This is a genomic window from Stenotrophomonas sp. STEN046, from assembly GCF_056759755.1.
In genome coordinates this window covers 105017-121883 of the sequence record NZ_JBRRDR010000009.1, presented here as the reverse complement: position 1 = coordinate 121883, position 16867 = coordinate 105017, and the positions used below count along the sequence as shown (strand labels likewise).

At 66.7% G+C, this 16867-nt stretch carries 14 protein-coding genes; 4 read left to right on the top strand and 10 right to left on the bottom strand.

Annotated features, from left to right (window positions below; genetic code table 11):
• Positions 1-126: 126 nt before the first annotated feature.
• From ACVOLJ_RS07020 to ACVOLJ_RS06990, 7 genes are all read right to left on the bottom strand, one after another.
• Complete coding sequence (locus tag ACVOLJ_RS07020; protein ID WP_481563783.1) at positions 127-1491, bottom strand: NAD-dependent succinate-semialdehyde dehydrogenase; 1365 nt, start codon at positions 1489-1491, stop codon at positions 127-129.
• Positions 1492-1581: 90 nt separating this feature from the next.
• The gene (locus ACVOLJ_RS07015; protein ID WP_475277994.1) at positions 1582-2424 is read right to left on the bottom strand and encodes an ABC transporter permease subunit; all 843 of its coding nucleotides are present in this window, start codon (positions 2422-2424) and stop codon (positions 1582-1584) included.
• On the bottom strand, positions 2421-3353 hold the full coding sequence (locus ACVOLJ_RS07010) for an ABC transporter permease subunit (RefSeq protein ID WP_475277993.1): 933 nt from the start codon (positions 3351-3353) through the stop codon (positions 2421-2423). Before ACVOLJ_RS07010 ends, ACVOLJ_RS07015 begins: the two co-directional genes overlap by 4 nt.
• Positions 3350-4486: an ABC transporter ATP-binding protein gene (locus tag ACVOLJ_RS07005; RefSeq protein ID WP_481563782.1), complete on the bottom strand. Its 1137-nt coding sequence runs from the start codon at positions 4484-4486 to the stop codon at positions 3350-3352. The genes ACVOLJ_RS07010 and ACVOLJ_RS07005 overlap by 4 nt, the downstream gene beginning before the upstream one ends.
• Before the next feature lie 188 nt (positions 4487-4674).
• Positions 4675-5784, bottom strand: coding sequence for a polyamine ABC transporter substrate-binding protein (locus ACVOLJ_RS07000; protein ID WP_475277991.1), 1110 nt, complete (start codon positions 5782-5784; stop codon positions 4675-4677).
• A 91-nt stretch (positions 5785-5875) separates the two neighbouring features.
• The gene (locus tag ACVOLJ_RS06995; protein WP_481563781.1) at positions 5876-7270 is read right to left on the bottom strand and encodes a glutamine synthetase family protein; all 1395 of its coding nucleotides are present in this window, start codon (positions 7268-7270) and stop codon (positions 5876-5878) included.
• Complete coding sequence (locus ACVOLJ_RS06990) at positions 7267-8028, bottom strand: gamma-glutamyl-gamma-aminobutyrate hydrolase family protein (RefSeq protein WP_481563780.1); 762 nt, start codon at positions 8026-8028, stop codon at positions 7267-7269. The genes ACVOLJ_RS06995 and ACVOLJ_RS06990 overlap by 4 nt, the downstream gene beginning before the upstream one ends.
• Before the next feature lie 160 nt (positions 8029-8188).
• Here ACVOLJ_RS06990 and ACVOLJ_RS06985 point away from each other — a divergent pair, with 160 nt between their 5' ends.
• Together ACVOLJ_RS06985 and ACVOLJ_RS06980 are read left to right on the top strand one after the other, a co-directional pair.
• Positions 8189-9466: an NAD(P)/FAD-dependent oxidoreductase gene (locus tag ACVOLJ_RS06985; RefSeq protein ID WP_481563779.1), complete on the top strand. Its 1278-nt coding sequence runs from the start codon at positions 8189-8191 to the stop codon at positions 9464-9466.
• A 151-nt stretch (positions 9467-9617) separates the two neighbouring features.
• Positions 9618-11264 carry an MASE1 domain-containing protein gene (locus ACVOLJ_RS06980; protein WP_475277988.1) on the top strand — a complete coding sequence of 549 codons (1647 nt, stop codon included), beginning with the start codon at positions 9618-9620 and terminating at the stop codon, positions 11262-11264.
• A gap of 53 nt (positions 11265-11317) precedes the next feature.
• Here the strand turns inward: ACVOLJ_RS06980 and ACVOLJ_RS06975 are convergent, their stop codons facing one another.
• Positions 11318-11704: a hypothetical protein gene (locus ACVOLJ_RS06975; RefSeq protein ID WP_481563778.1), complete on the bottom strand. Its 387-nt coding sequence runs from the start codon at positions 11702-11704 to the stop codon at positions 11318-11320.
• Between the two features lie 198 nt (positions 11705-11902).
• Between ACVOLJ_RS06975 and ACVOLJ_RS06970 the strand changes: the two genes are divergently transcribed.
• On the top strand, positions 11903-13246 hold the full coding sequence (locus tag ACVOLJ_RS06970; protein ID WP_475278182.1) for a diguanylate cyclase: 1344 nt from the start codon (positions 11903-11905) through the stop codon (positions 13244-13246).
• Between the two features lie 85 nt (positions 13247-13331).
• Complete coding sequence (locus ACVOLJ_RS06965) at positions 13332-13793, top strand: bacteriohemerythrin (RefSeq protein ID WP_475277986.1); 462 nt, start codon at positions 13332-13334, stop codon at positions 13791-13793.
• On the opposite strand, the gene ACVOLJ_RS06960 is transcribed toward ACVOLJ_RS06965, so the two are convergent.
• Both ACVOLJ_RS06960 and ACVOLJ_RS06955 read right to left on the bottom strand, forming a co-directional pair.
• Positions 13794-15065 carry an MFS transporter gene (locus ACVOLJ_RS06960; RefSeq protein ID WP_475278181.1) on the bottom strand — a complete coding sequence of 424 codons (1272 nt, stop codon included), beginning with the start codon at positions 15063-15065 and terminating at the stop codon, positions 13794-13796. It abuts the gene before it with no gap.
• 163 nt (positions 15066-15228) lie between these two features.
• The gene (locus ACVOLJ_RS06955; RefSeq protein ID WP_481563777.1) at positions 15229-16725 is read right to left on the bottom strand and encodes an aldehyde dehydrogenase; all 1497 of its coding nucleotides are present in this window, start codon (positions 16723-16725) and stop codon (positions 15229-15231) included.
• Positions 16726-16867: the final 142 nt, after the last annotated feature.

Here is a 16867-nt window from a genome sequence, read left to right as displayed (position 1 = left end):
GGGGGGGGGGGGGTCGCGCGGTCGCGGGCCGCGCCGCCTCGGGGGGTGCCGGCGGGCGCGCCGGGCGGCCGCGGCCCCCGGCCCCCGCCCGCCGCCCCCCCCCCCCCCGCCACTACCTGACAGGCGTCAGGCCACGTAGATGGTCTTGATGTTCATGAACTCATGGATGCCGTGGTCGGCCAGCTCGCGGCCGAAGCCCGACTCCTTGCTGCCGCCGAACGGCAGCCGGGCGTCGCTCTTGACGATGGCGTTGACGAAGGCCGCGCCGCACTCCATGCGCTGCGCGAAACGCTCACCACGCACCGGGTCGCCGGTCCACACGCTGCCGCCCAGGCCGAAGCGGGTGTCGTTGGCCACGCGCAGCGCCTCGGCTTCGTCGGCAACGCGGATCACCGCCGCCACCGGCCCGAACAGTTCCTCATCGTAGGCCGGCATGCCCGGTGCAACGCTGTCCAGCACGGTGGCCGGATAGCCTGCGTGCGAGCCGGCGATGGGCTCGCCACCAATCAGCACGCGGGCGCCTTCGGCCACGCTGGCCTGCACCTGCTTGTGCAGTTCATCGCGCAGGTCGGCACGGGCCATCGGCGCCAGCGTCGTGCCGTGCGCGTTCGGGTCACCGTATCGGCGTTCGCCAGCAGCCTCGACAAAGCGGCGGGTGAACTCATCGGCCACTGGCTCGACCACGATGAAGCGCTTGGCGGCGATGCAGGTCTGGCCACTGTTGTCGAAGCGTGACTTCACCGCAGCGGCAACGGCCTTGCCGAGGTCGGCATCGTCGAGCACCACGAAGGCATCGCTGCCGCCCAGCTCCATCACCGATTTCTTCAGCTGGCTGCCGGCGTTGGAGGCGATCGAGCGCCCTGCCCGCTCGCTGCCGGTCAGCGTCACCGCTTTCACCCGCCCATCGCGCAGCACGTCGGCCGCCTGGTCGTTGTCGATGTGCAGCACATCGAACACGCCCGCAGGCAGGCCACCGTCGCGACACACGGCCAGGATCAGGTCGGCACACTGCGGCACGTTGCTGGCGTGCTTGAGCAGCGCCACATTGCCGGCCATGAATGCCGGCGCCAGAAAACGGAACACCTGCCAGATCGGGAAATTCCATGGCATCACCGCGAACACGCAGCCGATCGGCTCATAGCGCACATAGCTGCGCTGGGCCTCGGTGTCGATCAGCTGCGGCTTCAGGTAGTCGGCGGCGTGGTCAGCATAGAACTCGCAGGTGCTCGCACATTTCTCGACCTCGGCCAGCGCCTCGGCCTTCAGCTTGCCCATCTCGCTGGTCATCGCCTGCTGCAGGTCGTCGCGACGGGCACGCAGCTGGGCGGCGATCTGCTTGAGGAGGGCGCCGCGTTCCTGCAGCGAGCGCTCGGCCCAGTGCGGGAACGCGTCGGCTGCCGCGTGCAGCCGCTGCTCGATGTCGGCAGCACCCATCAGCTCATGGCGGTAGGTCACCTGGCCGGTAGCCGGATTGACGATCTCGACGGTCATTGCGGGGTCTCCATCAGGTAGACCCCCATTGTGCGCCGGCCGCCGTGAGCCGGATGTTGCCGGATCAGTGCGGATCCAGCGCCTGCCGTCTCAGCCGTTGTCCTGACGGGCCAGCTGCAGGTCGCGCTGGCGCCGCTTCTCGGCGCGGGCATTGATGTACCAGCCGATCACCGCGGCGATCGACACTGCAGACACCAGCAGCGTGGCCAGCGCATTGATCTTCGGACTGATGCCCATGCGCACCGAGGCGAACACCTTCATCGGCAAGGTGGTCGAGCCCGGGGTGGCAACGAAGCTGGCCACCACCACGTCATCCAGTGACAGGGTGAACGCCAGCAGCCAACCGGCCACCAGCGCAGGCGCGATGATCGGCAGGGTGATGCGGCCGAATACGGTCAGCCGGCTCGCACCCAGGTCCATCGCGGCTTCTTCCAGCGACAGATCCATTTCCTGCAGGCGCGAGGACACCACCACCGTGACGAAGCACAGGGTGAAGGTGACGTGGGCGATCCATATCGTCGCCAGGCCGCGCGCGGGGAAGCCGGGAATCGCCCCCATCGAAGCCAGCAGCGCCATCAACGAGAAGCCCAGGATCACATCCGGCATCACCAGCGGTGCGGTCACCAGCGCGCCGAAGAACGGCTTGCCACGGAAGCGCTTGAAGCGGGTCATCACCATCGCCGCCAGCGTGCCGAGCACGGTGGCGGTGCAGGCTGTCCAGAACGCCACCACCAGGCTGGTCCACATCGCCTCCATCAGCGCACGGTCGGCGAACAGATCGCTGTAGGCGCGGGTGGAGAACCCGGCCCAGACCATCGCCAGCCGCGAGCTGTTGAACGAGTAGAACATCAGCAACAGGATCGGCAGGTACAGGAAGGCGAAACCGAGCAGCAGCACGCCCAGCCCAAGGCCCTTGGCGGTACGCGGGCTCATGCCTGCTTCCCTTCCAGCAAGCGCTGCTGGGACCGGTTGAACAGCAGGATCGGCACCAGCAGCAACAGGATCATCGCCACCGCCATCGCCGAGGCACCCGGCCAGTTGCGGTTGTTGAAGAATTCATTCCACAGCTGGCGACCGACCATCAGCGTTTCCGAGCCACCCAGCATTTCCGGAATCACGAATTCGCCGATCGCCGGGATCATCACCAGCATGCAGCCGGCGATGATGCCGGCCTTGGACAGCGGCAGGGTGATGCGCAGGAACGCCTGCCATGGCTTGGCGCCCAGATCGTAGGCCGCTTCCAGCAGACGGTGGTCGTGCTTGACCAGGTTGGCGTACAGCGGCAGCACCATGAACGGCAAGTAGCAGTAGACGATGCCGATGTAGGCCGCGGTCGGGGTGTCGATCAGCTGCAGCTTGGGCAGGCCCATGCTGGTCATCAGGCGCTGCAGGCCGGTGTACTGCAGGAACTGGTCAAGCAGGCCGTTGCGGTCCAGGATCGCCTTCCAGGCATATACGCGGATCAGGAACGAGGTCCACGACGGCAGCACCACCAGCATCATCGCCACGTTGCGCGCAGCCGGTGACAGGCGGGCGATGGCATAGGCCATCGGGTAGCCGATCAGCAGCGTGAGAAAGGTGGAGATGGCAGCGATCCTGATCGAACTCAGGAACGCCTGCGCGTAGATCGAGTCGCGGAACAGCGCCAGGTAGTTCTCGAGATTGAGCTTGAGCGAGAACGCGCCATCCACGTACTGCAGCAGCCAGGTATACGGCGGCGAGCCGACCCGGCTGTGCGAGAAGCTGATCATCAGCACGATCAGGAACGGCACTGCAAAGAACAGCAGCAGCCACAGGTACGGAATGCCGATCACCGTGCCACGCAGCCCCGGCAGCCAGCGCTTCAGGCCCGCCGTGCTCATGAGGTCAGCACCACGCCATCGTTGTCGCGCCAGTGCACCCACACCTCATCGCCCCAGGTCAGGCCATCGCTGGCCCAGCGCTGCGAGTTGGCGAAGTTGGCCAGCACCTTGGCGCCGCTGGGCAGCCGCACGTGGTAGACCGAGTGGCTGCCGAAATAGGCGATGTCCTCGATCACGCCCTGCGCCTTGTTGGTGTGCCCTTCCGGCTCGTCCTTGCCGATCATCACCTTTTCCGGGCGCAGCGCGAAGGCGACCGGCTGCCCTTCGTAGCAGGTGATGCCATGGGCGATGTAGATCGGCGCCGGGAACAGCGGGGTACGCACGGTCACGTACTCCGGCAGATCCTCGTCGATCACGCCGTCGAAGGAATTGACCGAACCAATGAAGCCGGCCACGAAGCGGTTGGCCGGCTGCTCGTAGACTTCATCCGGCTTGCCGACCTGCTGGATCCAGCCGGCATCCATCACCGCGATGCGGGTGGCCATGGTCATCGCTTCTTCCTGGTCGTGGGTGACCATCACGCAGGTCACGCCCGAGGATTCGATGATGCTGACCAGTTCCAACTGCATCTGCGAGCGCAGCTTCTTGTCCAGCGCGCCCATAGGCTCGTCCAGCAGCAGCAGCTTGGGGCCTTTGGCCAGCGATCGCGCCAGCGCAACGCGCTGCTGCTGGCCACCGGACAACTGGTGCGGCCTGCGTGCACCCAGGTGGACCATCTGTACCAGTTCCAGCATCTCGCCCACGCGCCGGCTGATCGCATCCTTGGCCATCCCGTCCTGCTTGAGGCCGAAGGCGATGTTCTGCTCGACCGTCATGTGCGGGAACAGGGCATAGGACTGGAACATCATGTTGACCGGCCGCTGGTACGGCGGCAGCGCGTCCAGGCGCTGGCCATCGAGGGTGATGCTGCCCTTGGTGGGCGTCTCGAAGCCGCCCAGGCAGCGCAGCAGGGTCGACTTGCCACTGCCGGAACCACCCAGCAGGGCAAAGATCTCGCCCTTGCGCACGTCCAGGTTGACGTCGTCGACGGCGACGAAGCCATCGAATTCCTTGCGCAGGTCGCGGATGGAGAGATAGCCGGGCGCACCGTTCGTGTCGACGACGGTGGCTTCCGGCTGGGCTTCAACGGGCATGGGGGCTCCGGGAGCGGGCGGTGGACAGCGGGCGCCATTCTAACGGCCGGGGGCCGATGGGGATATGACGGGTGTGGGCGGCACCCACCGGGCCGGGGGATCTGCAGATCTGGTGGGGGCCGACCGTTGGTCGGCCCTGCCGGGAAAGCATGCCGACCAACGGTCGGCACCCACCTGCCAGCCAGCCCCTAGCGGCCGGTCTTCACCTCGGTCCACAGCCGGGTGTAGAGCTTGTCGGTCTCCGGCGTGTTGATCGAGTAGGTGAACATCTTCTCGGCCACGTCGGCCGGCGGGTAGATGGTCGGATCGGTGCGGATCGCCTCATCCACCAGCGGCGTCGCGGTCGGTACCGGGTTGCCGTAGTGGATGAAATTGGTATTGGCCGCGGCGACCTTCGGCTCCAGCAGGTAGTTGATGAACGTGTACGCCGCTTCGGGATGCTTGGCGTCCTTCGGGATCGCCAGCATGTCGAACCACTGCGGCGCGCCTTCCTTCGGAATCGAGTAGGCCACATGCACGCCATTGCTGGCTTCGGCCGCGCGGTCACGGGCCTGGATGATGTCACCCGACCAGCCCACCACCAGGCAGGTACCGCCGTTGGCCAGCGAGCCCACGTACTGCGAGGAGTGGAAGTTCTGCACGTACGGGCGGATCGACTTCAGCAGGTCGGCCGCCTTCTGCAGCTCGGCCGGGTCGCCGCTGTGCGGGTCCAGGCCCAGGTAATGCAGCGCGATCGGGATCATGTCCGCCGGCGTGTCCAGGATGGTCACGCCGCAGTCCTTCATCTTGCTGATGTTCTCCGGCTTGAACACCAGGTCCCAGCTGTTGGCGATGTCGGCGCTGCCACCGAAGCGCTCCTTCAGCATGTCCACGTTGTAGCCGATGCCGGTGGTGCCGATCATGTAGGGCACGCCGTACTGGTTGCCCGGATCCTGGGTGGCGATGCGCTTCATCACCGCCGGGTCGAGGTTGGCCAGGTTGGGGATCTTCGACTTGTCCAGCGGCAGGAACACGCCCGCCTGGATCTGCCGGCCGAAGAAGTTCAGCGTCGGCACCACCACGTCGTAGCCGCTGTTGCCGGCCAGCAGCTTGGTCTCGACCATCTCGTCGCTGTCGAACACATCGTAGGTCACCTTGATTCCGCTCTCCTTCTCGAAGTTCGGAATGGTGTCCTCGGCGATGTAGTCGCTGTAGTTGTAGACGTTCAGGACCTGGCTGTCCTGTCCGCCGCCGTTGCCGCCGCCACAGGCGGAAAGCATGGCGGAGGCCAGGCCGAGCGTGAGGATACGCAGCTTCATCGGGTGCTCCAGAATGCGGGAAGGGGGGCCGGCCGGGCCGGCGACGGGTGCCAGCCTACCCCCCGGCGACGGATTTTTCTATTCGCGCCCTTCACACGTTCAGCAGCAGGAACTCGCGTTCCCACGAACTGATCACGCGGAAGAACGTCTCATATTCCTTGCGCTTGACCGAGATGTAGGCGCGGCAGAAGCGCTCGCCCAGCAGCGCCTGCAGTTCGCTGCACTGCTCCAGCCCGTCCAGCGCCTCACCCAGCGAACGCGGCAGGTCGTAGCCCAGTTCCTTGGCGCTGCCGGTCACCGGCGCATCCGGTGCCAGCTGCTCGCGGATGCCCAGCAGGCCGCAGGCCAGGGTCGCAGCCATCGCCAGGTAAGGGTTGGCATCGGAACCGGCGAAGCGGCTTTCCACCCGCATGTTCTCCGGCGTATCCAGCGGCACCCGCAGGCCACAGGTACGGTTGTCGAAGCCCCAGTGCACGTTGCTCGGCGAGACCTCGCCAAACACCAGTCGGCGGTACGAATTCACGTTCGGCGCGAAGAAGGCCATGGCCATCGGCACGTACTTCTGCAGCCCGGCCAGGTAATGTGCGAAGAGCGGGCTGAAATCTTCGCCGCCGTGTTCGCCGGTGAACACGTTCTGGCCATCGCTGATGCGCAGCAGGCTCTGGTGGATGTGCATCGCACTGCCCGGCTCGTTCTCCATCGGCTTGGCCAGGAAGGTGGCATACACCCCGTGACGCATCGCCGATTCGCGCATGGTGCGCTTGAACAGGAATACCTGGTCAGCCAGGTCCATCGCGTTGGCGTGGGTGAAGTTGACTTCCAGCTGTGCCGCGCCGGATTCATGGATCAGCGTATCCACGTCCAGCTTCATCGCATCGCAGTAGTCGTACATCAGGTCGAGGATCGGATCGAACTCGTTGACTGCATCGATCGAGTACGACTGCCGCGCCGTTTCCGGGCGCCCGGAACGGCCCGCAGGCGGCAGCAGCGGAAAATCGGGGTCGGTGTTCTTCTGCACCAGGAAGAATTCCAGCTCCGGTGCGACCACCGGCCGCAGGCCGAGTTCGGTGTAGGCATCGAGCACCCTGCGCAGCACGTTGCGCGGCGCCAGTTCGTGCGGCTCGCCGTTCTTGGTGTAGCAGTCGTGGATCACCTGTGCGGTGGGATCGGTCGCCCATGGCACCATGCGCACGGTGTCCGGGTCCGGGCGCAGGATCATGTCCGAGTCCGACGGCGAGGTCAGGTCGTAGTAATCGTCTGGAAATTCGCCGGTGACGGTGGTGGCGAAGATGCCCTCGGGCAGGCGCGTGCCGTAGTCGTGCGAGAACTTGTCGGCCGGAATGATCTTGCCGCGCGCATTGCCTGTGATGTCCGGCACCAGGCACTCGACCTCGGTGATCCGTCGTTCCTTCAGCCAGCGCAGCAGGCTGCTTTCCTGCGGAGGTGTGGGCGTGGCCGTCTTGCGCGGGCGCGTTCGGGAACTCATGGGGCTTCCAGTCGGTCGGGGTGGTGCTGCCGGCAAGCTTGGCCGAATGCACGAAAAATTGCGTGATAGAACGGCGTATCCATGACACGCCACTCCGGATGCCACTGTACGCCCAGTACGAAGCGATGGTGCCGGCTGCGTGCGGCTTCGATCAGGCCGTCATCGGCCCAGGCTTCGGCCTGCAGGCCATCAGCCAGCCGGGCAATACCCTGGCCATGCACCGAATTGACCTGCGCCCTGCCCTGGCCATGCCACTGCGCCAGCCAGCCCCCATCGGCCAAGGTGATCGCATGCGCAGGCCCGTACTGCACCTCCACCGCCGCAGCAGGATCTTCGCGATGGTCGGCCAGGCCCGGTACCACGTGCAGCTGGGGATGCAGGCTTCCGCCCAGAACCACGTTCAACTCCTGGAAGCCCCGGCAGATCGCCAGCACCGGCAGATCCAGTGCCAGCGCCTGCTGCAGCAGCGCGAAGGCGTTGCCATCACGTGCCGGGTCGTGCAGGTTGCCGGCCCACGTGCGGCCGCCGTCGTAATGCTGCGGCTCGATGTTGCTCACCGCACCGGTCAGCAGCAGGCCATCCAGGCCGCGCAACCAGTCGATGGCCGGCAGCGGCGGCTGCAGGCTGGGCAGCAGCAGCGGGGTGACCTGCGCGGCGTCGGCCAGCGCGCGGATGTACTTATCACCGGCCATGGCGAAGCGATGGTGGCCGAGCACGGTACTGTCGGTGGGCAACCCCACCCAGGGCTGGCGGCGCATGGAAAACTCCGTGGCGTACCGACACGTTACCCGCCGCCCGGCGAAAGCAGCAAGTCATCGCCATCACGCCACGGCTGTCACGCATCGGCGAAACTACGCAGGTGAACGCTGATCGTCCTCCCCCGCTCCGACCTGCTGGCCTGCGCACGCGAGGTGCGCGGTGAGCACGTCCTTCCCGCCCAGCTGGTATGCCAGCAGCCTGCCCGAGCCACCTGCGCTGGCGCCGCTGCGCGGCGAGATGCAGGCCGATGTGGCGGTCCTCGGCGCCGGCTACACCGGCCTGACCGCTGCGCTGGAACTGGCCCACCGCGGTTACCGCGCGGTGGTGCTGGAAGCGCAGCGGATCGGCTGGGGCGCCTCCGGACGCAACGGTGGCCAGGCGCTGGTCGGCTATGGCTGCGAGGTGGACGAGCTGGAACGGCAGCTCGGGCGTGACGACGCGCGCCACCTGTTCGACTGGTCACGTGACGCGGTGCAGGCGATGCGCACGCGCATTGATCGCCATGGCATCGACTGCCATTGGGTGGAAGGCCACGCCAGCGTCGCCATCCGCGAACGGCATGAGCGTGAACTGCGCGCCAACTGCGAGCACCTGCAGCGCCACTACGACTACCCCATGAAGTGGTGGAACCATGACGCCCTGCGTGCCCGGTTGGACAGCCCGCGCTATCGCGCCGCGATGTTCGATCCGCTCAGCGCGCACCTGCACCCGCTGGCCTATGCCCGAGGGTTGGCCGATGCGGCGCGCGCGGCCGGCGTGGTCATCCACGAAACTTCCGCAGTGACCCGCGTGCAGCGCGGGCCGCAGCCCGCCCTGCACACCGCGCAGGGCCGGGTGCGCGCCACGCATCTGGTCGTGGCCGGCAATGCCTGGCTGCAGGGCCTGCTGCCCGAGCTTGAGCGACGGATCATGCCGGTCGGCACCTACATCGGCGCCAGCGCACCACTGGGCGCCGAGCGCGCACGTGCCCTGATCGGCAACAACATGGCGGTATCCGATACGGCATGGGCGCTGGACTACTTCCGCCTCAGCCACGACCACCGCCTGCTGTTTGGCGGGCGTGCCAGCTATTCGGCACTGCCGCCGCCCGGCCTGCACCAGGTGATGCAGCGGCGCATGCATCAGGTGTTCCCGCAATTGGCCGATGTACCGCTGCAGCAGGTGTGGGGCGGCTATGTGGACATCACCCGCAACCGCGCCCCGCATTGGGGCCGGCTGGACGGCAACCTGTACTTCGCTCAAGGGTTCTCCGGCCATGGCGTGGCCGCGGCAGGGCTGGCGGGTGAGGTGATCGCTGCGGCCATCGCTGGCCAGAGCGAGCGCCTGGACGTTTTCCAGCGCCTGCAGCACGCGCCGTTCCCGGGCGGACGCCTGCTGCGCATGCCGCTGCTGGTGGCGGCTATGTCGTGGTACAAGCTGCGGGATGCGCTGTGGTGATGGGTGCCGGGCCAGTCGTAAGGCGACCCTGAAGACGCATCCACCCTGCCGCAAGGCGTGACGCAATTCTCATTTGACCGGCCGATCATCCGGATAATTGCATTCTCCGATTCATGCCGATACCGTCCCAGTGAACCGGGTCCCGCGGCGAATGGATGCTGACAGGGAACGTACTGTAGGGAGAGTGCGATTGAACTGGTGGAATGAGGGACTGCAGCTGAAGCTGCGCATTCGTCCGGCGGGGCTGGTCCTGACCGTGTTGTACGCCATCGCATGCTGGGCATCGCGCCAGGTGTCGCTGGACCAGTTCTATCTGCCCGCCGGTGTCCGTGTTGCCGCGGTGCTGCTGTGTCCACCGCGCCTGTGGCCTTACCTGCTGCTGGGCGAGTACGCCTACTTCGCGCAGATGCGCCTGCCGATGGTCGACAAGTACGGGCTGTCCTGGGTGGTGCTGGGTTCAGCGCTGCTGATGCCGGCGGTGATGCTGATCGTGCACGCACATCGAAAAATGATGGCGACCACCCGCAACGCATGGCTGATTTCGGTCGCCGCTGTTTCAGCGCTGGTGGTCACCACGCTCAATCTGGCGCTGGCGCACCTGCTCTGGCCCACGCCGCCGGAAATGCCGGTACTTGCCAGCATCGCGCGCTTGGTCGTCGGTGATTTCATCGGCATCCTGACCCTTGCACCATTGGCGCTGCTGTGGACACGGCGCACCAGCAACAGCCGATGGACATCGGGCTTCGCACCGCCAGCGGTCGCGGCGATGGCGCTGATGGCCATGCTGGGCCTGTATGCCGCATGGCTGCCATCGGACGAGGCCAACGCCAGGACCTCCATCCAGCTGCTGATGGCCTTGCCGGCCGTGGTGCTTACCTGCCTGTACGGCTGGCGGGGCGCGGCGATCGGGGTGCCCGCGCTCAACCTGATCATCGGCCTGACCACCATACCCAGCGCACACACCGGCGCCTTCGATGCCACCGCCTTCGCATCGCAGCAGATCATGGCAGTCACCGGCGCGGCGCTGCTGGTACTGGGTTCGCGCATTACCCACTACTACCATCGCTCACGCCTGGGCGAGGTGGGTGAACGGGATGCACTGCGGCATGCACGCAACTCACTGGTGGCAAGCGAGCTTGACCTTCGCGAACGTGCGCGGCATCTGAGGAAGCTGGGTGACGGCATCGATACCTCGCTCAGCGAAGTGGTGAACTGGCTCAACGCACAGGGTCACCCGACCATTGCCAACAGCCTGCTGCATCTCGCCTCGGTCCATTCGCGACAGTTCCGCGAGCAGACCAGCATGGTGTATCCGGCCGCACTGGAGCATCTGGGACTGTATGTCGCCCTGCAGGCCGGTGGCGTGCGTGAAACCTGGGAACTGAGCCATCGCGTGATGCGCCCTCGCCTGCTCGGCGATCCCTGCCAGCTCAGCGTCGGCCTGCAGCTGGCGGCCTACCGCACGCTGACCGATGCCGTTTCATTGCTGCTCAACAGTGAAGCCGGGCAGATCAGCGTGCGCGTGCGATGCGGCCGGGTCGGCCCCCGCCGCGGCATCCTGATGTCTGTGGCGCTGCTGGACGGCTATCGCGCCTTGTCAGCGGAAACCACTGCCGCCGCAGTCGAACGCCTGGCGGGCCGTGCCCTGGCCTATGGCGGCTCGGTGCACCCCCAGCGCAACCGGATCCGGGTGGTAATGATGGAAACCGGGGCGCCGGCATCCCTCGGCCTGTCCTCGTTCCATCCGACGGACCACGTGGCCGCCTTCGGACAGGGCAGATCGCAGGCACAGACCTGAAAGCGGCAGCGGCGCCGGATCCTGCCGACGCCGCCACCTCCCTCGACGGGCCGTCAGGGGCGTTCAACCGCCCAGACAACCTCATCGCCGCTGCGATAGCGGATCAGCGAGAAATCGCTGCCGCGATAGATTTCCGAGCGGTTGGCAGCGGCCGGCGTCGCGATGCGCTGCTCGGGCAGGGACACCCGGGCAGTGCTGTTGCCGGCAGGCAGCACGAAATAGGTGCCGCCCGCATTGCCGATGATCAGGTGCACGGCCCCGGCCAGGTCATTGACCTGCAGGTAGGTGATTCCATCGCGCTGGAATCCATACAACAGCCAGTTGGGATCCTGGCTGAGATTGGCGGCGACGGGAGCTGCCTGGCCCAGTCCAGCGGTGGCCAGTGGCTTTCCGTGGAAATCCGACGGGCCGCCGGCAAAGGCAGGCGCTGCTGCAAGCATCAGGATTCCAGTGGCTGCACCAAAACGTGAGAATCGCACAGTGACCTCCAGGTCGAAGTTGATGTCGGGAACCTCCCGGCGATACTAACCGCTTCCCGCGCGATGATTTGGTATTGCGGCAGACTCGGACGTTTTCGTCCTAAAGTTGCCCCCGAAACCGCCGTTAACCGTGCAAGACCCCACGTGAGCCTCCGCATCATGCCCGTCCTGTCGCAGGCCGCTCTGGATGGCGACCTGGCCGATCCCCTGCCTCAGCGGATCCTGCTGGTGGAAAACTCGCGCGCGTTCACCGGCATGCTGCGCGAGGCAATCGAGCAGCGCCTGGAACTGCCGGTGGTGGTGGCCTCCACCCTGGCCGAGGCCGACCGCCTGCTCAGTGCCGAGGATGGCTGGTTCCTGGTCCTCACCGGGCTGGTACTGGCCGACGGTGACCGCGACGCGGTGGTCGAATTCTTCCTCAAGCGCGACCTGCCCACCGTGGTGGTCAGTGGCGTGTATGACGAGGATCTGCGCAAGCGCGTGCTGCAGCAGCAGATCATCGACTATGTACTGAAGAACACTCCGGGCAGCATCGACTACCTGGTCTGGCTGGTGCAGCGCCTGGAACGCAACCGCCGCATCGCCGCGCTGGTGGTCGATGATTCTCCCTCCGCCCGTGGCTACGCCGCTGCCCTGCTGCGCATGTACGGCCATGAAGTGCATGAGGCGGCCGATGGCAATGAAGGCCTGGCCGCGATCGAAGCACACCCCGCCATCCGCCTGGCGGTGGTCGACCAGGAAATGCCGGGCATGCAGGGCGTGGAGTTCACCCGCCGCCTGCGCACGCTGCGTTCGCGCGACAAGGTCGCGGTGATCGGCATCTCCGGCAACACCGATGCGTCGCTGATCCCGCGCTTCCTGAAGAACGGTGCCAACGACTTCCTGCGCAAGCCCTTTTCGCGCGAAGAGTTCTTCTGCCGTGTCTCGCAGAACGTGGACCAGCTGGAGCTGATCGGCACGCTGCAGGACCTGGCCACGCGTGATTTCCTTACCGGCCTGCCCAACCGCCGCTGCTTCCTGGAACAGAGCCAGCGGCAGTTGCCGCAGCTGCAGCTGCACGGCCAGTGCGTGGCGGTGGCGATGATCGACATCGATCACTTCAAGCACATCAACGACACCCATGGCCATGAAGCGGGCGACGATGCCCTGCGCGCGGTCGCCCGTGCGGTCGGCGACCACGCGCGCAGCCAGGACCTGATCGCACGCTTCGGTGGCGAAGAATTCTGCCTGCTGGTGCCGGACATGGAGCAGGACGAGGCCATCCTCTACTTCGAGGAATTGCGCCAGCGCATCGCTGCGCTGGAAGTGGATATCGGCACGGCCACCCTGCGCATGACGGTGAGCATCGGCCTGTGCTGCCTGCGGCCGCAGCGCGATGCGCTGCACCGGCTGATTTCCGAGGCCGACCGCCAGCTGTACCTGGCCAAGGCCGGCGGCCGCAACCGGGTCAGCTGCACCACCGTGGCCAGCCCGCTGCGCCCGCGCGAGCCGGCGCTGTCCTGACAGGGCCGCTTTGATCCAGATCAACGCCGCCTGCGCGCGGCACCTCTACAGTCGGCCCCGACATGGGCATGAAGGGGAGCCGGGGATGGCACTACTGGTCTGGCAGGACGATCTGAACATCGGCATCGATGTGATCGACCAACAACACCGCCGCATCATCGAGATGCTCAACCATCTGCAGGTCGCGCAGCGGAGCATGCAGCGCGCCGCGGTGGGCGAAGTGATCGACGAGGTAGTGGACTACACCATGTCGCACTTCGCATTTGAAGAAGAACTGATGGAAGAAGCAGGCTATCCGTTCTGCGCCGCGCACAAGCGTGTGCATGAAGTCTTCATCAAGCGCGTGGCCGAGTATCGCCTGCGTTTCCAGGCGGGCGAAGACATCAGCGATGAGCTGCGCACCATGCTGTCGCGCTGGCTGTTCAACCATATCCGCGGCGACGACCAGGCCTACGCCGAACAGGTCAAGCAGCACCTGAACCAGTTCGCCCGCGAGCACCAGAGCGGCGGCTGGCTGGGCCGCACGCTCAAGCGCTTCTTCGGTTGATCAACGCTGGCGCCGCTGCAGCGCCAGCAATGCACACAGGGTGATCACCGCGGTCAGGCACAGGTAGTAGCCGACCGCGACCAGACCGTAGCGTTCGGCCAACCACGTGGCCAGGTACGGTGCCGGCGCCGCGCCGAGGATGCCGGCCAGGTTGAAGGACAGCGACGCGCCGGTGTAGCGCACTTCCACCGGATAGATCTCGGCCAGGAAGGTGCCGCAGGGGCCATAGGTCAGTCCCATCAGGAACAGGCCCAGGCACAGGAAGCTCAACACCAGCCACGGGCTGCCGGGCTGGAACAGTGGTGCGAACAGCACGCCGAAGCCGATGATCAGCAGGCTGGCGATGGCCATCGTGCGGCGCGTGCCCCAGCGGTCGCCGTAGCGTGCCGACAGCGGAATGCCGGCGGCGAAGAACAGCATCGCCACCATCTGCATCAGCAGGAACTGCTCGCGGCTGTAGCCGAGCACGGCAGTGCCATGGCCGAGGCTGAACACCGTCATCAGATAGAACAGCACGAACGTGGCGAAGGCGCCCAGCGTGCCCAGCAGCATCGGCAGCGGATGGTCGCGCAGAACGGTCCACATCGGCAGGCGCACCGGCGCCTTGCGCTCCAGCGCGCGCTTGAAATCCGGTGTCTCGTGGATGTTCAGGCGTACCCACAGGCCGAGCCCGACCAGCAGCGCGCTGGCCACGAACGGAATGCGCCAGCCCCATTGCAGGAAATCGTCCTGGCCCAGGCAGCGGCCGAGCAGCAGGAAGATGCCCGCCGACAGCAGGAACCCGATCGGCGCGCCCAGCTGCGGGAACATGCCGTACCAGGCACGCTTGCCCGGCGGTGCGTTCTCGGTAGCCAGCAGCACCGCCCCGCCCCACTCGCCGCCCAGCCCCAGGCCCTGGCCGAACCGGCACAGCGCCAGCAGCGCCGGCGCCCACAGGCCGATCTGCGCATGGGTCGGCAGCAGGCCGATTGCGACTGTCGACAGTCCCATGGTCAACAGCGCCGCGACCAGCGTCGCCTTGCGCCCGATGCGGTCACCGAAGTGGCCGAACACCGCCGAACCGACCGGGCGCGCGATGAAGGCCACCGCGAAGGTGGCCAGCGACTGCAGCAGCGCGGCCTGTTCGCTGCTGTCCGGGAAGAACAGGTGCGGGAACACCAGCACCGCCGCGGTGGCGTAGATGTAGAAGTCGAAGAACTCGATGGTGGTGCCGATCAGGCTGGCCAGCAGGACACGGCGGGGGGAATTCACAGGTGGTGCGGCAGCGGTGATCGTCGACATCGGCAAGGCGGGTAACGGCGGATCGGTCGATTCTGCCACGGGGCGACGCGCCGACGGGCCGATGGTTTCAGCCGACACCGATGCCACCCCGGGATGTCCGCCGGGGCCAGGCCCAGTGGCCATCCGCGGAAAGCAGCCGAGCGTGGGCCCGGCTCTACAACTGGATCCAGGTGGCCTTGATCTCGCTGTACTTGTCGAAGGCGTGCAGTGATTTGTCGCGGCCGTTGCCGGACTGACGGTAGCCCCCGAATGGCGCCGTCATGTCACCACCGTCCCAGCCGTTCACCCATACGCTGCCCGCGCGCAGCTGCCGGGCCACGCGATGGGCGCGGCCGAGATCACGGGTCCACAGCCCGGCGGCCAGGCCATAACGGCTGTCGTTGGCCAACCGCACCGCTTCGGCTTCGTCATCAAAGCCCAGCACCGCCAGCACCGGGCCGAATACCTCCTCGCGCGCCAATGCCTGTTCCGGTCGCACCTGGTCGAACACCGTGGGCTGCACGTAGCTGCCACCTGCCTCGACGTCGGCACGCTGGCCCCCCAGCAGCAGGCGGGCGCCCTCGGCCTCGGCGCGGGCGATGTCGGCCAGCACCTTGTCCACGTGCGCGGCATCGACCAGCGCGCCCATCGGCGCATCGGCCTCCAGCGGATGGCGCGGTTGCATGCGCCGGCCATAGGCGATCACCTGGTGCACGAAATCGTCACGGATCGAGCGCTGCACCAGCAAGCGCGAACCGGCCGTGCAGACCTCGCCCTGGTTGAAGAAAATTCCCTGCGCCACGCCTTTGGCCGCCGCGTCCAGGTCGGGCGCGTCGGCGAACACCAGGTGCGGACTCTTGCCACCGCACTCCAGCCAGACCCGCTTGAGATTGGAACGGCCGGCGTATTCCAGCAGCCTGGCGCCGGTGGCGGTGGAGCCGGTGAACGCCAGCACGTCCACATCCATGTGCAGCGCCAACGGCTCGCCCACTGACGTGCCGTAGCCGGGCAACACGTTGAGCACGCCTTCCGGCAGCCCCGCCTCGATGGCCAGCGCCGCCAGCCGCAGCGCACTCAGCGGCGAACGCTCGGACGGCTTGAGCACGACCGAGTTGCCCATCGCCAGCGCTGGCGCGATTTTCCAGCAGGCCATCAGCAACGGAAAATTCCACGGCACGATGGCGGCCACCACACCCGATGCCTCGCGGCTGACCAGACCCAGTTCATGCGGGCCGGTCGGTGCGATCTCGCCGTACAGCTTGTCCACGGCTTCAGCGGTCCAGCTCAGGCAACGCACCACACCGGGCACGTCGATGCGCCGTGCGTCGCGTATCGGCTTGCCCATGTCCAGTGTTTCCAGCAGGGCCAGCTCATCGGCATGGTGTTCCACCAGCGCAGCCAGCGCCAGCAGCACGCGCTTGCGATGGGCCGGCGTGGCCTGCGACCAGTGGCCGGCATCGAAGGCTCGGCGTGCGGCCATCACCGCGCGGTCCACGTCCTGCGTATCACATGCGGCGACGGCGCCCAGCACCTGGCCGTCGATCGGGCTGATGCAATCGAAGCGTTCGCCACTGGCCGCATCGACGTAGCGGCCGTCGATGAAGGCCTGGCCGGGAATCGGCAGGCGGCTGGCCAGCGCCTGCCAGTGGCTGCGGTGGGGGAAGTCGGCCATGGGTCGCTCCAGCAATCAACGATGCCCTGCTTATACCGGCGCGGCCGCGACCCCGCCGTGATCGACCGCACTGCGCACTCGCCTGGCCATGCCCGGCGAAGGCAACCTCGGCGTGACGCAGCTGCGCTACAGTCTTCCCATC

Bases quoted from the DNA above. Each gene is read 5' to 3' on its own strand.
- ACVOLJ_RS07020 (WP_481563783.1), bottom strand. From the start codon at position 1,491: ATGACCGTCGAGATCGTCAATCCGGCTACCGGCCAGGTGACCTACCGC.
- ACVOLJ_RS07005 (WP_481563782.1), bottom strand. From the start codon at position 4,486: ATGCCCGTTGAAGCCCAGCCGGAAGCCACCGTCGTCGACACGAACGGT.
- ACVOLJ_RS06995 (WP_481563781.1), bottom strand. From the start codon at position 7,270: ATGAGTTCCCGAACGCGCCCGCGCAAGACGGCCACGCCCACACCTCCG.
- ACVOLJ_RS07010 (WP_475277993.1), bottom strand. From the start codon at position 3,353: ATGAGCACGGCGGGCCTGAAGCGCTGGCTGCCGGGGCTGCGTGGCACG.
- ACVOLJ_RS07000 (WP_475277991.1), bottom strand. From the start codon at position 5,784: ATGAAGCTGCGTATCCTCACGCTCGGCCTGGCCTCCGCCATGCTTTCC.
- ACVOLJ_RS06965 (WP_475277986.1), top strand. From the start codon at position 13,332: ATGGCACTACTGGTCTGGCAGGACGATCTGAACATCGGCATCGATGTG.
- ACVOLJ_RS06975 (WP_481563778.1), bottom strand. From the start codon at position 11,704: ATGCTTGCAGCAGCGCCTGCCTTTGCCGGCGGCCCGTCGGATTTCCAC.
- ACVOLJ_RS07015 (WP_475277994.1), bottom strand. From the start codon at position 2,424: ATGAGCCCGCGTACCGCCAAGGGCCTTGGGCTGGGCGTGCTGCTGCTC.
- ACVOLJ_RS06970 (WP_475278182.1), top strand. From the start codon at position 11,903: ATGCCCGTCCTGTCGCAGGCCGCTCTGGATGGCGACCTGGCCGATCCC.
- ACVOLJ_RS06980 (WP_475277988.1), top strand. From the start codon at position 9,618: ATGGATGCTGACAGGGAACGTACTGTAGGGAGAGTGCGATTGAACTGG.
- ACVOLJ_RS06955 (WP_481563777.1), bottom strand. From the start codon at position 16,725: ATGGCCGACTTCCCCCACCGCAGCCACTGGCAGGCGCTGGCCAGCCGC.
- ACVOLJ_RS06990 (WP_481563780.1), bottom strand. From the start codon at position 8,028: ATGCGCCGCCAGCCCTGGGTGGGGTTGCCCACCGACAGTACCGTGCTC.